The organism is Leifsonia naganoensis (assembly GCF_013410615.1).
Taxonomy (GTDB): Bacteria; Actinomycetota; Actinomycetes; order Actinomycetales; family Microbacteriaceae; genus Leifsonia; species Leifsonia aquatica.
In genome coordinates this window covers 3,769,193-3,787,301 of the sequence record NZ_JACCHJ010000001.1, presented here as the reverse complement: position 1 = coordinate 3,787,301, position 18,109 = coordinate 3,769,193, and the positions used below count along the sequence as shown (strand labels likewise).

The following is an 18,109-nucleotide window of genomic DNA, read 5'->3' as shown; positions in this document are numbered from 1 at the left end:
TGATCACATTCGATAGCAACGGCAACCCGGTGAGTGTGGCGGACCGGAACGCGAACGCAACGAAGCTCTGCTACACGGTGTCGCCATGCAACGGGACACCTGGCCCGTACACGGGGGCGCCGCTGGCCGTGGTGTCTCCGGCAGGTACTGCGGGTGCAGCAACCGCGGCCCTGGCGTACTCGACCTCGACCACGACGTTGACGGTGTCCCAGAGCAGCGGCAGCTCAAGCAGGAGTATCCAGTACGCGAAGAACGCGAGCTCCAACCTGACCGGTTTCACCGACGCGACCGGGAAGACGACGACGTTCGGGTACACCTCCGGCAAGCTGACCTCGATCACGTCCCCGACGGGGGCCGTGACGAACATCACCTACGACGCGGTCGGAAAGGTCAGCCAGGTCGACCAGCTGAACACGACAACCGGATCCCCGGGCACCTCGACCACGCGGTTCTCGTTCTACCTGGCCACTGAGACCTATGTGGCTGGCCCGAACACATCCACGTCTTCGTCGATCTCCGCATCCCCGCACCTGACCTACACGATCGATCCCACCAAGCGGGTGAGCAAGGTCGTCGACGAGCAGGGCCGGCAGCGGCAGGCGACGTACACGGGCTACTTCGACACCGCGAGCACCACGTCCGGGACCGGGTCCACGGCCGGCACGACGACCGGCGACTACACCGCCAACAGCGGCCAGTCGCTGACGAAGGTGACCTCACCCGGAGGCGCCGCCAATCAGACCGCATACGCCAACACCGCCCCGGGCACCCAGTACCTGCCCTCGTCCAGCACCGACGACGCCGGCAACGCCACCGCGTACACGTACAACGGAACCGGCAACCCGTTGACCAGCGCACAGGGGACTCCGACCGCGACCGCCACTCTCACCTTCAACACTGATGGCACGGTCGCGACCGCGCTGGCGCCGGGCAACGGCACCAACGCCACCGGCTACGGGTACACCAACCACCAACTGACGTCGATCACCCCGGTGACCGGTTCCAGTCTCGGCAGTCGCGCCATCACGTACGACGACTTCGGTCGGGTGAAGACTGCGACTGACGGTCGCGGAAACACCACGACCTACGGGTACGACAAGGACGACAGGCTGACGTCCACCACCTTCTCCGACGGCACCCACTCGGTCGTCAACACGTACGACGACGCAGGCAAGCTGAAGACCTCTGTCGATGCCGCCGGCACGACCACCAACACCTACGACCAGCTCGAGCGCCTCACCTCGACCGTCAACACGGCCGGCGGCGGGACCGAGACCTTCACCTACGACAAGGCCTCGCACCTGGTCACGCTGAGCGACTCCCGCGGCACCTCCACGTACTCGTACGACACCTCCGGGGTCGCGACCCAGATCGCGTACACGCAACCGTCCTCCTCGCCACCATCCGGAGTCCTCGCCTTCGCCACCGACAACCAGGGCCGCCGCACCGACGAATGGTTGCAGACCGACGCGACCAACACCACCTGGTCGGCGCATACTCACACCAGCTACGACACCTCCGGTCGGGTCACCGAGATCGCCGCGTACTACGGCACCGGCAACGCCTCCAACACCAAAACCCTGGACATCTCGTACTGCTACAGCGCCGGCGCGGTCGCGCCCGCCTGTCCGACCACCGCCAGCGCCGACCGACACAAGATCCAATGGTCCAAAGACAACATCTCCGGCATGGTCACCGCCTACGCCTACGACGGATCCGGCCGGCTGCAGTCCGCCACCCAATCCGGAGCCACCGGCGCCAACACCTACACCTACACGTACGACGGCCGCGGCAACCGGCTCACCGCCGTCGTCACCGGTGCCAGCCCCTCCGGCCAAACCCTGACCTACAACGCCGCCAACCAGATCACCACCACCGGGTACAGCTACGACGGCGCCGGCAACCTCACCGCCGCTCCCGGCGCCACCTACACGTACAACGGTGCCCAGCAGATGACCTCCTCCATCAAGTCCGGCACCACCTCGACCTACATCTACGCCGGTGCCTCCCAGAACGCGGTCCTGTCCGAGACCACGACCGCGAACACCTACCAGCTCGTCTACGGCGGCACCGACCAACAGGGACAGCCTGAGATCCAGCAGGTGAAAATCGGCACCAACACCGCCTACATCGAGCACGACCCCATCACCGGGCAGCCGCTCCTGTTGCGCACCTCGTCCGGCAAGCAGTCCCTCTACGTGTACGACGGCACCGGCAACCCCGCCGCCCTGCTCACCTCCGACTCCTACGTCGCCTTCGCCTACACCTACGACCCCTACGGCACCCCGACCCTGACCAAGAACTCCGGCGGTTCCGGAGTGCCACAGAACCCCTACCTGTTCAAAGGCGGCATCCAAGACCGGGGGAGCGGGCTCGTCAAATTCGGTCTCCGCTGGTACAACCCGATGACGGGCACCTGGACCCAACAGGACACGTTGGACGCGCCCCTCGACCCCGCCAACGCCAACCGATACACGTTCGCGGGAGGCGACCCCACCAACGGAGCGGATCCCACCGGCTATTCCTGCTCGGGCGCCATCCTTGGAGCCAGCGCATCGGTGTTCGTTGAGGTTCTTGCTGGTGCGGCTGTCATCGCTGGGACTCCCTCACTCGCGTTGGGTGCTGCCGCAGCAGAAGGCTTCGCCGTAGGAGCAGGTTTGACTGTCTCCGCGGTCGGCGACGCCGTGGAAGAGTGCAGTTGATGAATACCAAGAGGCGTCGAACGCTATTCGCAGTCCTGACGGCTGCTGCGGTAATTGGCCTCGTCGTGTCAGTTGTCTTTGTAGAAGGGCTGGCACTGCGAATCGGTCTCGCAGCGTTATCGGCGCTGCTGGTCGTGATCTTCGCTGCCAACCTCTCACGCCTCGGCCGACGGAGAGGAGGCGGGAACTGAGCCCGCTAGGTCGTCCTATTCATACTCTGGCGTGGCGTAAGGTCCCTCGCCTAAGCGCGGGTGCGCATGGGTGGTTCCCTCTTGAAGGCGCTCCAGTGGAGTTTCGGGCAGGTCGGCGGGGGAGGGGACGGTGGCTGTGGCGTTTTCGACCAGGTTCGCGGCGAGGTCATCCAGTGCCGGCCGGATGATGGGGCTACCGGGGATGGTCGCGTCCACTTCAATCTCGATCGGGACGTCGAGGCCGGGGATCTCTCGTGCGTCTCGTTCGATCTGGTCCTTCAGCGCCGCGCCGTAAGTGGCCCATTCTTCGGCCTGCAGTTCCTCGGGCGCCTCGGACAGGTCGAACGGTTCCAGTGCCGCCTCTCGTTCCTTGAGAAGCCTGGTGTACTCCGCTCCGAGTTCTGGACTCTTGGCGATGTAGACGGTCGTGAAGCACCCCATCTCACGAATCGTTTCTTCAAGAAGGCGCACCTCCTCCTCGGGAGTGTCTTGGTGGCCGGCCCGCCAGGCCTCCCAGGACCCAGGGGGCGCAGCGGCGTCCTGAGGAACGAGGGCGCCATCTTCACCCACTTCGTACCACCACACGTACTTGGAGTCGTCGACCGCGAGGCCCCGGCTGGCCTCGTCGTACGCGCGCTGTATGGCGTCCTGCGCGTCGTCGTAGACCTGGGAGCTCGCGAGCGCTCCGCGAGGAGGTCGTCGACGGCGAGGGTGATCCGGATGGGCTCGGTCCGGTAGCGGGGGAGAAGATCTTCGGGTGCGATCGCATTGACGGCGTTGCGGATGATGTCCGCCTCCCAGGACCCTGGCCGGCCGGCGAGCAGGTTCTCCACGCCGCCCAGGTTCGCGGCGGCGCCGGCGAGGACCTGGAGAGCGATCTCGCCGAAATCTAGACGTCGCTCGGCGCCGGCGCCCGTGAGGTAGGTGGCGCGCGCAGCGGCGGTAAGCGCGTCGACCGCCACGCGCTCATGATCAGAAAGCGCCGACTCGAGCTCCGCCTCGAGCGATCGCACGCGCCCGGCGGCCCGTTCGGCATCCTCCCGCGCCTCGTGCGCCCGTTCGGCCAGCCCGAGTAGGCCGAGCCGGCGGAGGGGGAGAGCGTTGACGAAGAAGCCCTGGCCTTGTCGAGCCACGACCAGGCCCTCGTCGATGAGGGCGGCATAAGCCGACCGAATCGTCTGGACCCCATTGGTTCCGAACCGGATGCCCAGCTCGCGTGTCGTTGGTAGCTGGTCACCGACCTTGTACGCGCCCGACGCCAGGAGTCGACGCAGCTCAGCACGGATTTGTTCGTAGATAGGGGTGTCGTTCGCCATGGCAACACCACAGCATCAGCAGTAGTCAAGTGATCTAGATAAGCTGACGGCTGACATAATGTGCATTATCAGCGGCGCATTATCTACGTATCCAGAAGGGGTCGGTCGCAGTAGTCGGCTCGGCGTCCCGGCGCCCTCTGATCACGGGATGCGGCCGACAAGCCGCACAGCGCAACAGCTGCGCACAACACGAGGGCCGGGACTGCCCGACGGCCGGTCGCGCCGTCCAACCGCTCGCGACAGCCACGAGGACAACAAAGCTGACATAACGAGGCCACCCCGATTGTCACAAAGGATGTAGACCGTCGGCCTGAGTTCCGTCGCCGGGTCTCGTAAGCTCGATCGAGTTGCGCACGGCCGATCGTCTTCCTGCCGCGGCCAGGGGGTTCGGTGGATGTGACGAGGGCCGTGTGCAATCTCCTCCGGCTCGCGGATGCTGCCCTCGCAGTTCTTAGCGGTCGGGGGTAAACCATCCGCCGTTTACGGCAAGCCACATCACCGATAACAAAGCGCTCAGCGAGGCCGCTAACCAAAGATTGACGCGGCCTTGACGCGTCCTTCCAAGGAGGACGATTGCGATCACGATGAGTGCGGTTCCCAGCAGCGAAACACCCCGGGCGACGCACAGCTTCCATTCTTCCGCTGCGATCTGCTCGGGTGAAGGCCGCTCGCCGAAGAATGAAATCAACGACAGTTCCTCCCACGCTTGGAAGAAAAGCGGGATGACAAGGTTCATCAGCGGAAGAACCACTGACCACGCCAATACTGTCGCAACCGTCCCGAATACCGTTCGTGCGGCCCCCGCGGGCGATCTCATCACATCACCCCGTGCGCGCCCCCGCGTCTCGATAGCTGCACGCTTCATCGAATCCCCCTTGGACCACAATCTGAGTGCACCGGCTCACACCCTGTCCATCCCGCGAACGGGTGGCGCGTCCCGGCTCGCCCAGTGGAATTCCCTCAGACTCTCGCCTTCACACTCTTAGCTAGCTAGGCTAGTTAAAAGCCGATCTAGCGAGGCACTGATGTCGAAGAAGCACGACGAGGCCATGGTCATCGAGTACGACCGCAACGGGGACGCCTCCGCACTGCGGGAGCGCAGCAAACCGCTCCCCGCACCCGGGCCCGGCGAGGTCGTGGTGGAGGTCATCGCCACCGGCATCAGCCACATCGACGGTTTCATCCGCAGCGGACGCGAAGCGGACTGGCCCGAGACCGCCTTCCCGCGCGGTTCGGGCAGCGACTTCGCCGGCATCGTGGTCGGCGTCGGCACCCAGACGAACGGCTTCGGGGTCGGCACCCAGGTGATCGGACACGTGCGATCCGGAGCGCACGCGACCTTCATCGTCGTGCCGGTGACCGCTCTCGTCACGAAACCCAAGAACGTCAGCTGGGAGGTCGCGGGCGGCCTCTATCTGGCCGGTGCCACCGCACTGGACACGCTCGATGGGCTCAGACTCGGCGCCGATGACGTCGTCGTGATCTCCGCGGCGGCCGGAGCGGTCGGGAGCATCGAGGCGCAGCTGGCGAAGCTCACCGGAGCGACCGACATCGGCACGTGCGGCGACCGCAACTTCGACTACCTGCGACAGCTCGGGATCGCACCGGTCAAGTACGGCGACGGGATCGCAGAACGCATCCGCACCGCCGCCCGCAAGCCCGTCACCTGCTTCATCGACAACTTCGGCCAAGACGGACGGGCCCTCGCGCAGGAGCTCGGAGTCCCCGAGAGCCGCTACCGGTCCAGCCTCGACCGCCGCGACACGGAACTGCGGCTGCTCGGCGACGACCCCGACGCCGTCGCCCACGGAACGCACCAACTCGAGCGACTCGCCCGGCTGGCGGCGGACCACGCGTTCACGCTCCTGATCTCGGGCTTCTACCCGCTCAGCTCGATCGTCGAGGCGTACGGCGACCTCCAGCTCCTGCACTCGCGCGGAAAGATCGTGCTCGGCACCCATCCTGTGACGACGTACCGCACGGTCACGGCCCGCTCGGTCCAGGAAGCGGGAGACTGAACGCCGTGGCGTCGACGCGCACCCGCTGGGCCGGCCTGGTCTTCATCAGCATCGCCGTGTCGTTGATCATCGTCGATTCGACGATCGTCAACGTGGCCATCCCTTCCATCGTCACGGAGCTCTCGATCACCTCGACGCAGGTGCAGTGGGTCCAGGAGTCGTACACGCTCGTCTTCGCGGCGCTGCTGCTGGTCTTCGGCACGCTGGCCGACCGGTTCGGGAGGCGTGCCATCCTCCTGACGGGCGTCGGTATCTTCGCCCTGGCCTCGGTCGCAGCGTCGCTCGCCCCGACCGGCGACCTGCTCATCGCCGCACGCCTCGTCCAGGGCGTCGGCGGCGCGATGGTGCTGCCGACCACGCTGTCCCTGATCAACGCGACCTTCCGCGGCCGCGAGCGCGCGATCGCGTTCGCCGTGTGGGGATCGACGATCGGAGGGATGACCGCCCTCGGTCCCCTCCTCGGAGGCTGGCTCACCACGGTCTACTCGTGGCGCTGGGCGTTCGCCATCAACATCCCCCTCGGCATCATCATCGTGATCGGCGTGCTCCTGACGGTCACCGAGTCGAAGGACGCCGACAACACACGGCGAGTGGATGTCGTCGGCGCCGCCCTCTCGGTCATCACCAGCGCCTCGCTGGTCTTCGCTCTGATCGAGGGCCGTACCTACGGCTGGTGGGAGGTGAAGACCCGACCTGTGATCGGCGACTGGACCTGGCCCTTCGCCCTCTCCCCCATCCCGTTCGCGTTCGCCCTCGCGGTGATCGCGGGGGTCGTCTTCGTCCTCTGGGGACGAGCACGGCAGCGGCGCGGCCGCAGCACGATGCTGCCCTTCGACCTCTTCGCCATCCCCTCGTTCCGCAACGGCAACCTGGCCGCGATGATCGTCTCCCTCGGCGAGTTCGGCATCATCCTGTCGCTGCCCATCTGGCTGCAGAACGTGCTCGGGTTCAGTGCCGTGCAGACGGGCCTCATCCTGCTGGCCCTCGCGATCGGATCCTTCGTCGCCAGCGGGTTCGCCGGCGCCTTCGGAAACCGGATCGCCCCGGTAGTGATCGTGCGCGTGGGCCTGGCCGCAGAGATCGTCGGTGTCGGTGGACTCGCCCTGGTGATCGCGCCGGACACCGCGTGGGGCGTCCTGCTCCCCTTCCTCTTCGTCTACGGGTTCGGGGTGGGCCTGGCGACCGCCCAGCTGACCGGCGTCGTCCTCAAGGACGTGCCCGTCGACAGGAGCGGCCAAGGCTCCGGCACGCAGAGCACTGCCCGGCAGATCGGTTCCGCCCTCGGGATCGCCATCCTCGGAACCGTGCTCTTCACCTCTGCCGCCGCCGTGCTGGACACCAGCCTGGCCGACCGAGGCGTCCCGGCCCAGCAACGGGACGCAACCGTCGCACGCGTCGTCGACAGCTCGGGAGCGGCGATCGCGGGGCTGGCCACCGATCCCGCGACCGCCGACATCGCCTCCGACGCCGAAGCGGCATTCTCCGACGGCACGAAATTCGCGGCCTTCTCCGCCGCCGGATTCCTCGTCGTCGGCCTGCTGGCGACTCTCTCGCTCGGAGGTGCCCCCGCTCGCGAGCGCGAGACGGACGACCGCGAACACACAGCGTCGCCCGACGCGACCGAGGCCGACCGCGTCTGAGGCGGGCGTCCGGAGGCGGGACCTAGCGTGCCGACGTCGTCCGCAGCAGCTCGCGCGCCTGTCGCTTCGTGGGGATCGCGAACAGTCCGCTCTCCGGTTCCACCAGGGCCGGGATGCGGTCACTCAACGCATACCCGCGCGACGCCGCGCAGACGTACTCGACCTCGAACGCCGGAGCGCCGAGGTCCGCGAAGCGCAATGTGAGGGCGACGCCGTCCTCGTCCGCGAAGACCGCGGGACGGATCGCGACCACCTCGCCGAGCGCGAACCTTCCGCGTCGGCTCAGCAGTGCAGCCTCGCGCTGCTCGCGCCCGATCATCCGGCCGTTGGCGAGAGCGAACGGGATGACGAAGACGCTGATCGCGGCACCCACGAGCACGGGAATCCACCAGTCGTCCCCGGCGAGCAGCCCGGTGCACATGATCGCCGGTCCCGCCGCGAGCGTCAGGACCACTCCCCCGTATGCGACGAACAGCGCGAACGCACCCCGTGGCCGCGCCCGCGTCGCGCCCGACGCGTCCCCCATCTCCATGGGTGGATGCTATCCGAGGGCGCGGACGACCACATCCACGGCGAGCGCGACGACCACCAGCCCGACGACCAGATCGGTCCACGTCGCCAGCGTCTCCTGCGCGTTCTTGCCCTTCTTCGGCACGTGCATCGCGCCGGCGATCAACAGGAAGATCCCGCCCGCGAAGCCCGCAGGCAGCGCCCATCCCGGCACCAGCGCCAGCAGTCCGGCGAGACCCATCCCGACGTTCGCCATGCCGAGCTCGCGGACGAGTTGCTTCTCCGGCGCGGTCGGCGCAGCGGCCCCGAGGATCTCGGTCGTGGGCCCCTTGCCGGAGACCTGGGCGATCCCGGCCACGAGCAGCCGCGTCCCGACACCCCAGAACACCCACCACTTGCCGAAGACGAGCACCGGATCGCCACCGGTGACCGCCAGCTCCACGATGCCGGAGATGACCGGAAGCGCCACCGTCTGTGCGATGACCAGGATGAAGTACCCCACGCGCTCACTCCTTCGGATCGGGAACGACGGGAACACCGTAGCGGGGAACAGCACCCGAGGCATCCCCCCACTCCCCCGCTCCGCACTACCCAAACCACCGGCCAGCGGCGATACTCGGGCCGTCGGCGCGGTGAGCGGCACCGGGAGCGTCGATGGGAGGTCGCCATGACCGAGGCGCATCGCACACCGTCCAGATCGGCGGAGGCGCCGTCCCCTCCTGCGCTTCGGGAGGAGGGCGCGGCGATCGTCGCGGGCGCCGTCGGGTTCGTGCTGACGGCACTTGTCGCGCTGCCGTCGTTCTGGGGCCAGACCCTCCCGATCGCCGGTCCGGGGTCGATCTCGCAGTTCACCGCGATCGCCGCCGGCGTGCTCGCGATCGTCGCCTATCCCGTCGGACGGCTCTGGCGACGCGAAGGCCTGACACCGTTCGGGAGCCGACGTCCAGGCGGACCGCGCCCCCGCACCTCGGGCGCCGATGTCTTCGACACGGTCGTGATCGCCTTCGCGCACGGTGTCATCGCCCTGCTTCTGTGGATCGTGCTCGGCGCCGTGCTCGCCGATGCCTTCCAGGGAGCGCTCGTGTACTTCCTGGCCGCCGTGGTCCTCGCCGCGGCCGTCACCGGTGTGACCGCCTACGCGGTGTTCCTCTCCGGCGCCGGGATGGACATCCTCCGCCTGTCGACGGTCCTCGCCGTCTTCGCGGTGGTGGGCATCCTGACCGCGATGCTCAGCGCGCCCGATCCCGACTGGTGGCGGCTGCACCTCAGCGCGCTCGGGATGACCTCGAGCGTCTCCTCCCTCACCTTCAACCTCACCCTCATCGTCACGGGCATCATCGTCACGGCGATCGCCCGCTACGCCACGGATCTCCGCGACGTCGACGAACCGCGGCGCCGCCACGGGCTCGTCCGGGTGCGGGTGTGCCTGCTGCTGATCGGCATCCTGCTCGCCGGCGTCGGTGTCTTCCCCCTCAACGTCTCGCAGATCCTGCACAACGTGTCGGCGGTCGGGATGGTGCTGGTGTTCGCGCTCCTGGTGTTCTGGGTGCGGGCTGCTCTCCCCCAGGCGCCGCCTGCGTTCTTCGTCTTGGGCTACGTGTTCTTCGCCACGATCGTCGGCGTCCTCGTCTTCTTCGTCGTCGGGTATTACGTGCTGACGGCCGCCGAGCTGGTGGCCGGCGTCCTCGTGTTCAGCTGGCTCATCGTGTACCTGCGCGTCAGTGGCGCTGCCCAGAGCACGGAGATGCCGTCGACCGCCACACCCCCGGGTCGCTCCGCCTAGGTGCCGGTGAGCTCGTCGGCCGTGCAGTTCTCGGCCGGGAGGGACGTGTTGCCGGAGGTGTCGACGGCGACGATCGAGATGCACTCGCGCGTGCCCGTCCATCGCGGGCTGGAGCTGTTCGCCAGCTGACGGCCGCGATCGTCGAAGATGCGATAGAACGCTCTGGTAGCCCCGTCGGGGACCGTGGAGGGCTCCCACGTGACCGTCGTCAGGCCCAGGGAGGTCGTCGTCGTCAGGTATGTGGGCGTGCTCGGCACGCCGCTGACGATCGCATCGCTGGTGTTCCACAACGCGAACGGCACGTGATAGCTCTTCGTGCCGAGAGTCCACATGCTGTATTGCCGCGTGAAGCTCCAGGACGTATAGGAATCGACATGCGGTGCGACGATCGTGTGGACGTCCTCGAGGTCGCGGATCGGCTTGCTGTATCCGAAGGAGTCGTAGAGGTCGAGGTTCGCCCAGAGCGCGGTACGCGAACCTGCGGCAGTGATCGCCTCCCGGGTGGCGCCGAACTTCGTGTTGAGCTGATCCTTCATCTCGGCCGGGGTGCGCCAGGCCCCGCAGACGTTGTCGGAGCAGTCGCCCGTCCCGTCCTGAAGCGCCAGCACGTCGACGGGCGCCGCCGTGAGGATCCGCTTCCACATACTCGTCCACAGCGAGGAGTTCGGCAGCGCCGCAGGGTTGTAATACGGGGAGATCATCGTCTTCGACGCGGTGGTGGCCGAGGCCGCCGACGCCACGAGCTGCGTGTAATACGCCGCGAGAGCCTCACCGGCCGTCCACGACCACGCGTAGTTCGCGCCGACCTCCGAGCCCAGGTACCACCCTGCGACGACGTCGGAATACGACGCGTACGCCCGGTCGAGATCGGCGATGACCGCGGAGGTGCGACTCGCGTTGGCGACGGTCATCGCCTTCACCGAAGAGGACGTGGGTGAGAACCATTCCGACGTCGGGAGATAGGTTCCCAACCAGACGCGGATACCCGCGCCCCTGGCGCCCTCCAGCAGCGGGGTGACCGAGTCCTGCGGAGCGCCGGACCCGTCGCTCGCCCGCCTGATGCCCGCCAACGAACTCGGGTAATAGGCGACGAGGCCCGCGTCGCCCTCGTCCTTCACAGCGCCGTTGAGAACGACCTCCCGGATGCCCGCGGACGCCCAGTCACGAAACTCGTAGCCCCACCGCGTCGCGCTCCAGCTGGCGACCTGCGTGACCGACACGAGCGATGACGGAATCTTCGACGCGGGCGCGCCGGACGCGGGCGCGCCGGACGCGGGCCCGGCGATCACTCCCCCGGACATGAGCAGCGCCACGACGGCGACCCCGACGTTGCGACGACTGACCATGGCACACGACTCCCAACCTCAGGGCGACCGCGGTCGCCGGACGGCGTCCTCGCACGGGACTGCCGGTGCCCTCACGTTAGGCACGATGGCGGCACCGCTCAGTGTCGACGACCGGCAATATTCCGGGCGCAGCGCCCTCAGCCCGCACCGAAGCCGCTGGCCCACGCCGGACACGCCGTCTCACTCGCGTCTTCGGTCACGCGTGCGAGGCCGCTAATCTCGTGCCAGGAGCGCACCCCTCGCGCCCCCTCCACCGAAAGGGCACCACGATGACGTCCACCGATCCCGTCGACACCGTCCTGCACGACTTCTCCCTCGACGCGAAGAACCTCACCCGCTCCGCGATCAACGGCATCCGCGCGACGATCGGCATCAGCGGCGCCGTGGCGTTCATCCTCGGCATCGTCCTGCTGTTCTGGCCGGTGAAGACCATCGCCGTCCTCGCCGTGTTCCTCGGCATCTACTTCGTCGTCGCCGGCGTCATGCGCCTCGCGATCGGCATCTTCAGCAAGGGGATCGGCGGCGGCCTGCGCACGCTGAACATCCTGCTGGGCGTGCTGCTGGTCGTAGCCGGCGTGGTCTCGCTCAAGAACGTCGCGACCGCCGCGACGGTGCTCGTGATCTTCGCCATCGCGTTCGTCGGTGTCGGCTGGATCATCGACGGTGTGATGGCACTGGCCGAGTCGGGCCGCACGCCCAACTCCGGCTGGGCGATCGCCTTCGGCATCCTGAGCATCCTGGCCGGCATCGTCGTGCTGGTCCTGCCTGCGTCCTCGGCCGCGTTCCTCATCCTGTTCTCGGCGATCGCGCTCATCGTGCTCGGCATCATCGGCGTCGTCCGCGCGTTCACCTTCGGACGCGACGTGCTGGCGGCCGCGAAGTAGCCCGCGCGCGCAACGGAACGGCCCCGCCTCGGGAAGAGGCGGGGCCGTCGTCGTCTGGGGCTGCTCGGCTGCTGCTCGGCGGCTACGGGCGGTTGCGCTCCGACGGGAGGTGCTCCGCCCACCAGTCGAGGATGATGTCGAACCGCTCCCGGCGGTGGCGCGGCCGGCCACCGCGGCTCAGTTCGTGGTCCTCGCCCGGGAAGACGACGAGTTCGGCCTCGGCCCCGTTGCGCTTCAGCGCCGCGTAGTAGCGTTCCGCCTGCGGCAGCGGGCAGCGCAGGTCGTCCTCCGAGTGCATGACGAGCGTCGGCGTCGTCACCTGTCCGACCACGGCCTGCGGGCTCTGCGACCGCATCAGCTCCGGGTCGGTGCCGGTGTACTCGTCGCCGAAGAAGCTGCCGATGTCGCTGGTGCCGACGAACGCCTCCGGGTCGAGGAACCCGCGTTCGACGATCGCGGCTGCGAACCGGTGGTCGTGCGCGATCGTCCAGGCGGTGAGGTAGCCGCCGTACGAGCCGCCCATGATGCCGACGCGCTCGACGTCGAGTCCGGGCGTCTCGGCGATGGCCCCGTCGAGGAAGTCGAGGACGTCCGTGAGGTCGACAGTGCCCATCCGCTGGCGGATGACGCGGCCGTGCTCCTGGCCGTAGCCGGCGGCGCCGCGCGGGTTGCACATCACGACGGCATAGCCGGCGGCGACGTAGACCTGCGCCTCGTCGAAGAGCGCTCCCGTGTACGCCGCGTACGGACCGCCGTGGATGTTGAGGAGCACGGGATGCGGCCCCTCCCCCTCCGGGACGAGCACCCAGCCGTGCACCGGGTACCCGTCGCGTGCCGTGACGGTGATCTCCCGCGGTGCGACGATGCCTGTCGCACGAAGCGGCGCCGAGAAGTCGGTGAGCCGGCGCAGGCCGCTCGTGGTCAGCAGAGCCACGTCGCCCGCGGTGTCCGCGTCCGCGATGCTCAGCACCACGACGTCCCCGGCCACCCCGACGCCGTTCACGACGGTGGTGTCGTCGGTCAGGCGCGTGGCCGTGCCGTCCGCCGTCACCTCGGTGAGCACCAGCGCGCCCCGGCTGCGGTCGCGCACGAGCACGGAGTCGTCCCGGTACGCGACGATGTCCGACTCGGTGAAGTCCAGGCTCTCCGGGTCCGTCAGCAGGCGCGGTGCCGCGTCCTGGCCCTCGATGACGTACAGCGCGGCGTTGCGCCCGACGAAGTCGCGCCCGCTCTCCCCCACGTCCTGCGCGGTGAAGTAGAGCGCGCCGTTGAGCCCGTACGCGAGCTCGCCGACGGAGTAGTCGCCGTGGGCGCCGGTCGCGTCGACCGGTTCGCTCGAGCCGTCGACCGGGAGGAGGAAGACGTTCGCGCGCAGGTCGTCGTCGCGCGACTCGTGGCGGGCCGAGACGAACGCGAGGGTGGCGCCGTCGGGCGAAAACGCCACCGGGCCGTCGTCCCACGGGCCCGAGGTCAGCTGGACGGCCTCCGGGACTGCGGGGGCCGGCTCGGTCGAGCCGTCGGCCTCGGCGACCGGGGTCACGGCGGGCTCGGCCCACACGTCCGGCACCGGCACGAGGAAGACGTGCGCACGGCGGTCGGTGATGTAGCCGAGGCCGTTCGCGCGGTAGTTCAGAGTGTCGAAGCGGCGCGGCCGCTCGCTCCCGGCGTCGATCCCCTCGACGGTGCCGTAGCGGCCCTGCTCGGGCACGCGGCTGACGAAGGCGATCGACCGGCCGTCCGGAGACCACGCGAACTGCGACACGCCCAGCTTGCGGTCCGTGACCTGCACCGGCTCGCCGCCGGCGGCGTCCATCACGTAGAGCTGCGGCGCAGACTTCGGGACCGAGCGCACGAAGGCGAGCAGCCGCCCGTCCGGCGAGAACCGCGGCGCGCTGTCACGGAAACCGCGGGTGAGCCGGCGGGGTGCGGCGTGGCCGGTCAGCGGGATGCTCCACAGCTGGCCGACGGCCGCGTCCGCCGCGAGGGAGGGATGCGTCACCGACACGATCGCGCGCCCGCCCCCGGGGTGCACGGTCGGGGCGGAGACGCCGGTCAGCAGGTCGAGATCGCTCGCCTTCATGGCCGCCCCCTACTCGTCGACCGGCGTGAAGCTGGAGACGTCGCCCACGAGGCGCGTGTGCCCGACCGGGATGGGGTCGACGGCCGCGGCCGCCACCTCCGCGGCGAACTCGCTGACGTTGTAGAGCTTGCCCGCGGCCTCCTTGCGGGCGTCGATCGCGCCCGGGTTGAGCCGGTTGAGCAGCGTCGCGGTGATGGTGCCCTCGATCATGTCGCCGGAGACGACGACGAACTCGATGCCCTTCTCCTCCAGGGTCGGGAGCAGCTCGCGCAGCGCGTCCTCCCCCGCCCGCTTGCTCAGTGCGACGGCCTCGTACTCGGGCATCGTCGGCGTGGTGCGGATGAAGTGCGCCTGGTGGCTGGTCACGAAGACGACGCGGGACCCGGCGCCGAGCAGCGGCAGGGCCGCCGTCAGCACGTTGACCTGCGCGTCGCGGTTGAGCTGCATCGCGTAGTCCTCGGCCATGCCCGACTCCATGCCGCCGGAGGCGTTGAGCACGAGGATGTCGAGGCCGCCCCACTCGTCGGCGACGGTGTCGAACATCCCGGCGACCGAGGCCGGGTCGGTGAGGTCGGCGCCGACCGTCAGTGCGGTGGCCCCGTTCGCGCGGAGGGCGTCCGCAAGCTTGACGGCCCGGGCCTCCTTGTTGCGGTAGTTGATCACGACGCTCGCACCGGCCTCGGCCAGGTACTGCGCGGTGTCGGCGCCGATGCCGCGGGACGATCCGGTGACGAGGGCGCGCTTGCCGGCGAGCGAGCCGGGGGCGAGGGGGTTGGACACGAAAACTCCTTGCGTGTGCGGAAAACTGCATCCTGAGACTACCAAGTGGGTTCCGTCCACAGGCGTCGGGCACCTGATAACGTCGAGTCAGGACGCGCAGGGAAGGGGGCCCATCATGGACATCACATCCTTCGCCTGGATCGCCTGGCTGGTGCTCATCCTGATCTTCATCATCATCGAGATGCTCACACTCGACTTGGTCTTCCTGATGATCGCCATCGGCAGCGTCGGCGGCTTGATCTCCGGTCTCGTCGGCACCCCGTGGTGGGGTCAGCTGATCGTCGCCGCGGTGCTCTCGATCGTCCTGCTGTTCTTCATCCGGCCTCCGCTGCTCCGCGCGCTCAAGCGCGGTGGCGATCCGGCCAAGAGCAACGTCGCGGCCCTGATCGGGATGGGCGGCCTTGTCGTCTCCACCGTGTCGCGCACCGGTGGGCTGGTGAAGCTCGCGATCGGCGAGACCTGGACCGCTCGCCTCGCCACCCCGGCCGACGGCGCCGCCGTCGCGTCCCCGGCCGCCGAACTCGTCCCCGGCGAGCACGTCGTGGTCGTGTCCATCGAGGGTGCGACCGCCGTCGTCACCCCTGCCCCGGTGCCCTCGGGCGCCGACGGCATCACCGAGAGGAGTGCGTCGTGAACGATTCCAGTCAGCTCGTCACGACCATCGTGGTCATCGTGATCATCGCGGTCATCGCGATCTTCGTGCTGGTCACCCTGTTCCGAGCGATCCGCATCATCCCGCAGGCGCGCGCCGGCGTCGTGGAGCGGCTCGGGCGGTACCACAAGACGCTCCTCCCCGGTCTGAACGTGGTGGTGCCCTTCGTCGACAAGGTGCGGCCGCTCATCGACATGCGCGAGCAGGTCGTCTCGTTCCCGCCGCAGCCGGTGATCACCGAGGACAACCTCGTCGTCTCGATCGACACGGTGGTCTACTTCCAGGTCAACGACGCGCGTGCGGCGACGTACGAGATCGCCAACTACCTGGGCGCCGTCGAGCAGCTCACCACCACCACGCTCCGCAACGTGGTCGGCGGCCTGAACCTCGAGCAGGCGCTGACCAGCCGCGACAACATCAACGGCCAGCTGCGCATCGTGCTCGACGAGGCGACCGGCAAGTGGGGCATCCGCGTCTCCCGCGTCGAGTTGAAGGCGATCGACCCGCCTCTCTCGATCCAGGACTCGATGGAGAAGCAGATGCGCGCCGAGCGCGATCGCCGTGCCGTCATCCTGACCGCCGAGGGCAACAAGCAGTCCGAGATCCTGAACGCCGAAGGACGCCGGCAGGCGGCCATCCTGAGCGCGGAGGGCGACGCCAAGGCGGCCGTGCTGCGTGCCGAGGGCGAGGCGCAGGCCATCCAGACGGTGTTCAGCGCCATCCACAAGGGCAACCCGGACAACCTGCTGCTCGCCTACCAGTACCTGCAGACCCTGCCGAAGATCGCCGAGGGTCCGGCCAACAAGCTCTGGATCATCCCGAGCGAGCTGACCGAGGCGCTCAAGGGCATCGGCCAGGCGTTCGGCGAGAAGGGTGCTGCCGCCGCTGCAGCAGCCGTCGCCGACGGGACCGCGACGCCCGTTCCTCCGGCCGCCCCGCCCGCTCCCCCGGCGTGAGCTTCCTCGACGGCCCGCGGCCGCGCGTGATCGCGCACCGCGGGCTGGCCATCGACGCGCCGGAGAACACCCTGCTCGCGTTCCTCACAGCGCTGAACGCGGGGGCCACACATCTGGAGACGGACGTGCACGCCTCCGCCGACGGTGTCGCCGTCATCAGCCACGATCCCGAGCTCGACCGCGTCGCCGGCCGCCCCGGGCGCGTCGACGGGATGCTGATGAGGGAGCTGCGGCGGGTGGAGCTCGGCCACGACCAGCAGTTCTGCTCCCTCGCGGAAGCGCTCGATACGTTCCCCCAGGCGCGGTTCAACATCGATGTGAAGGACGAGCGCGCTGCGGCCTCCACGGTCGCCGCGATCCGGGAGGCGCGAGCCGTCGACCGCGTGCTGATCACGAGCTTCTCCAAAGCGCGGCGGCTGGCCGTCGTCGACAAGCTGCCGGGCGTGGCCACCTCGCCGTCGGTCCCGGAGTTCGCACCGGCCCTCGCCGCCGCCAAAGCCGGTCTCGCTCCCCTGGTGCGGCGTTCCCTACGCGGTTTCGCGGCGGTGCAGGTCCCCGAGCGCCAGGGGCCGCTCCGCGTCGTCAGCGCGCGAACGGTCCGCGCGATCCAGGCCGCCGGCGCCGAGGTCCACGTGTGGACCGTCAACGACCCCGCCGACATGACCCGGCTGCTCGATCTCGGCGTCGACGGGATCGTCACGGATCGCTGCGATCTGCTCGTCGGTCTGGCTCGTTCGCGCGGCGTCTGACGCTGGGAGTCTTCTGGGAGGCTGTGAGCGTCCTGAGAGATCCGGCGCCCCGGAAAGACAATCCCCAGCTTGACGGTTTATAACTGTGAGGATTCGCGCGAAGAGGAGACCACACGATGGCAGATCGCAGTTTGCGCGGAATGAGACTCGGCGCCCAGAGCTTACAGAGCGAAGAAGGCGTCGTCTACTCACCGCGTACCCGTTACACCTACCTGTGCCCCGAGTGCGGCAACGAGACCGAGACCGTGTTCTCGTCCGAGGCCGAGGCACCCGACACCTGGGAGTGCCGCCACTGCGGACACGAGGCCCGGAGACTGGTCGGCGACACCCCCGTCGAGGTCGACCACTCCGACGTCAAGGCGCCGCGCAGCCACTGGGACATGCTCCTGGAGCGCCGTACGCGCGCCGAGCTGGAGGAGCTCCTGGAGGAGCGCCTGCAGTACCTGCGTGCCCGTCGCGGCACCGGGGAGCGCAAGCACAGCGCCTGACCCCGTCACGACTC

General features: G+C 68.6%; 17 protein-coding genes and 1 pseudogene. 9 read left to right on the top strand and 9 right to left on the bottom strand.

What is annotated here, in order from left to right:
• Positions 1-70 precede the first annotated feature (70 nt).
• A complete protein-coding gene (locus HNR14_RS21020; protein ID WP_246311596.1) occupies positions 71-370 on the bottom strand; it encodes a hypothetical protein in 300 nt (99 codons plus the stop codon).
• Between HNR14_RS21020 and HNR14_RS18210 the strand changes: the two genes are divergently transcribed.
• On the top strand, positions 357-2,702 hold the full coding sequence (locus HNR14_RS18210; RefSeq protein ID WP_343064533.1) for an RHS repeat domain-containing protein: 2,346 nt from the start codon (positions 357-359) through the stop codon (positions 2,700-2,702). The two genes, HNR14_RS21020 and HNR14_RS18210, sit on opposite strands and share 14 nt — an antisense overlap.
• A 206-nt stretch (positions 2,703-2,908) precedes the next feature.
• On the opposite strand, the gene HNR14_RS21015 is transcribed toward HNR14_RS18210, so the two are convergent.
• From HNR14_RS21015 to HNR14_RS18200, 3 genes and pseudogenes are all read right to left on the bottom strand, one after another.
• Entirely contained in the window at positions 2,909-3,364 is a 456-nt protein-coding gene (locus tag HNR14_RS21015; protein WP_246311595.1) for a hypothetical protein, read from the bottom strand.
• A gap of 644 nt (positions 3,365-4,008) precedes the next feature.
• A pseudogene (locus tag HNR14_RS21495) lies at positions 4,009-4,209 on the bottom strand (GntR family transcriptional regulator); the annotation flags it as partial.
• A gap of 451 nt (positions 4,210-4,660) precedes the next feature.
• Positions 4,661-5,074 carry a hypothetical protein gene (locus tag HNR14_RS18200; RefSeq protein ID WP_179702110.1) on the bottom strand — a complete coding sequence of 138 codons (414 nt, stop codon included), beginning with the start codon at positions 5,072-5,074 and terminating at the stop codon, positions 4,661-4,663.
• Between the two features lie 160 nt (positions 5,075-5,234).
• Between HNR14_RS18200 and HNR14_RS18195 the strand changes: the two genes are divergently transcribed.
• The gene (locus HNR14_RS18195; RefSeq protein WP_179702109.1) at positions 5,235-6,227 is read left to right on the top strand and encodes an NADP-dependent oxidoreductase; all 993 of its coding nucleotides are present in this window, start codon (positions 5,235-5,237) and stop codon (positions 6,225-6,227) included.
• Positions 6,228-6,232: 5 nt separating this feature from the next.
• Entirely contained in the window at positions 6,233-7,867 is a 1,635-nt protein-coding gene (locus tag HNR14_RS18190) for a DHA2 family efflux MFS transporter permease subunit (RefSeq protein ID WP_343064532.1), read from the top strand.
• A 22-nt stretch (positions 7,868-7,889) separates the two neighbouring features.
• On the opposite strand, the gene HNR14_RS18185 is transcribed toward HNR14_RS18190, so the two are convergent.
• Both HNR14_RS18185 and HNR14_RS18180 read right to left on the bottom strand, forming a co-directional pair.
• Positions 7,890-8,399, bottom strand: coding sequence for a hypothetical protein (locus HNR14_RS18185; protein WP_179702108.1), 510 nt, complete (start codon positions 8,397-8,399; stop codon positions 7,890-7,892).
• A gap of 9 nt (positions 8,400-8,408) precedes the next feature.
• Positions 8,409-8,879, bottom strand: coding sequence for a hypothetical protein (locus tag HNR14_RS18180; RefSeq protein WP_179702107.1), 471 nt, complete (start codon positions 8,877-8,879; stop codon positions 8,409-8,411).
• 165 nt (positions 8,880-9,044) lie between these two features.
• On the opposite strand from HNR14_RS18180, the gene HNR14_RS18175 reads away from it, so the two are divergent.
• On the top strand, positions 9,045-10,160 hold the full coding sequence (locus HNR14_RS18175) for a DUF998 domain-containing protein (RefSeq protein ID WP_179702106.1): 1,116 nt from the start codon (positions 9,045-9,047) through the stop codon (positions 10,158-10,160).
• Here HNR14_RS18175 and HNR14_RS18170 read toward each other — a convergent pair.
• Positions 10,157-11,506 (bottom strand): DUF4434 domain-containing protein, encoded by a 1,350-nt coding sequence (locus HNR14_RS18170; protein WP_179702105.1) that lies wholly within the window; start codon positions 11,504-11,506, stop codon positions 10,157-10,159. The genes HNR14_RS18175 and HNR14_RS18170 overlap by 4 nt on opposite strands.
• Positions 11,507-11,775: 269 nt before the next feature.
• On the opposite strand from HNR14_RS18170, the gene HNR14_RS18165 reads away from it, so the two are divergent.
• On the top strand, positions 11,776-12,390 hold the full coding sequence (locus HNR14_RS18165; protein ID WP_021765752.1) for an HdeD family acid-resistance protein: 615 nt from the start codon (positions 11,776-11,778) through the stop codon (positions 12,388-12,390).
• A gap of 82 nt (positions 12,391-12,472) precedes the next feature.
• Here HNR14_RS18165 and HNR14_RS18160 read toward each other — a convergent pair whose 3' ends face one another.
• Positions 12,473-14,470 carry a S9 family peptidase gene (locus HNR14_RS18160; RefSeq protein WP_179702104.1) on the bottom strand — a complete coding sequence of 666 codons (1,998 nt, stop codon included), beginning with the start codon at positions 14,468-14,470 and terminating at the stop codon, positions 12,473-12,475.
• Between the two features lie 9 nt (positions 14,471-14,479).
• On the bottom strand, positions 14,480-15,250 hold the full coding sequence (locus HNR14_RS18155; RefSeq protein WP_179702103.1) for an SDR family oxidoreductase: 771 nt from the start codon (positions 15,248-15,250) through the stop codon (positions 14,480-14,482).
• A 115-nt stretch (positions 15,251-15,365) separates the two neighbouring features.
• Here HNR14_RS18155 and HNR14_RS18150 point away from each other — a divergent pair, with 115 nt between their 5' ends.
• From HNR14_RS18150 to HNR14_RS18135, 4 genes are all read left to right on the top strand, one after another.
• Positions 15,366-15,884: an NfeD family protein gene (locus tag HNR14_RS18150; protein WP_179702102.1), complete on the top strand. Its 519-nt coding sequence runs from the start codon at positions 15,366-15,368 to the stop codon at positions 15,882-15,884.
• Positions 15,881-16,858: an SPFH domain-containing protein gene (locus HNR14_RS18145; protein WP_179702101.1), complete on the top strand. Its 978-nt coding sequence runs from the start codon at positions 15,881-15,883 to the stop codon at positions 16,856-16,858. The genes HNR14_RS18150 and HNR14_RS18145 overlap by 4 nt, the downstream gene beginning before the upstream one ends.
• Entirely contained in the window at positions 16,855-17,607 is a 753-nt protein-coding gene (locus HNR14_RS18140; RefSeq protein WP_179702100.1) for a glycerophosphodiester phosphodiesterase family protein, read from the top strand. The genes HNR14_RS18145 and HNR14_RS18140 overlap by 4 nt, the downstream gene beginning before the upstream one ends.
• A gap of 116 nt (positions 17,608-17,723) precedes the next feature.
• Positions 17,724-18,095 (top strand): RNA polymerase-binding protein RbpA, encoded by a 372-nt coding sequence (locus HNR14_RS18135; RefSeq protein WP_039921634.1) that lies wholly within the window; start codon positions 17,724-17,726, stop codon positions 18,093-18,095.
• Positions 18,096-18,109: the final 14 nt, after the last annotated feature.

Bases quoted from the DNA above. Each gene is read 5' to 3' on its own strand.
- HNR14_RS18200 (WP_179702110.1), bottom strand. From the start codon at position 5,074: ATGAAGCGTGCAGCTATCGAGACGCGGGGGCGCGCACGGGGTGATGTG.
- HNR14_RS18195 (WP_179702109.1), top strand. From the start codon at position 5,235: ATGTCGAAGAAGCACGACGAGGCCATGGTCATCGAGTACGACCGCAAC.
- HNR14_RS18185 (WP_179702108.1), bottom strand. From the start codon at position 8,399: ATGGAGATGGGGGACGCGTCGGGCGCGACGCGGGCGCGGCCACGGGGT.
- HNR14_RS18175 (WP_179702106.1), top strand. From the start codon at position 9,045: ATGACCGAGGCGCATCGCACACCGTCCAGATCGGCGGAGGCGCCGTCC.
- HNR14_RS18170 (WP_179702105.1), bottom strand. From the start codon at position 11,506: ATGGTCAGTCGTCGCAACGTCGGGGTCGCCGTCGTGGCGCTGCTCATG.
- HNR14_RS18165 (WP_021765752.1), top strand. From the start codon at position 11,776: ATGACGTCCACCGATCCCGTCGACACCGTCCTGCACGACTTCTCCCTC.
- HNR14_RS18160 (WP_179702104.1), bottom strand. From the start codon at position 14,470: ATGAAGGCGAGCGATCTCGACCTGCTGACCGGCGTCTCCGCCCCGACC.
- HNR14_RS18150 (WP_179702102.1), top strand. From the start codon at position 15,366: ATGGACATCACATCCTTCGCCTGGATCGCCTGGCTGGTGCTCATCCTG.
- HNR14_RS18135 (WP_039921634.1), top strand. From the start codon at position 17,724: ATGGCAGATCGCAGTTTGCGCGGAATGAGACTCGGCGCCCAGAGCTTA.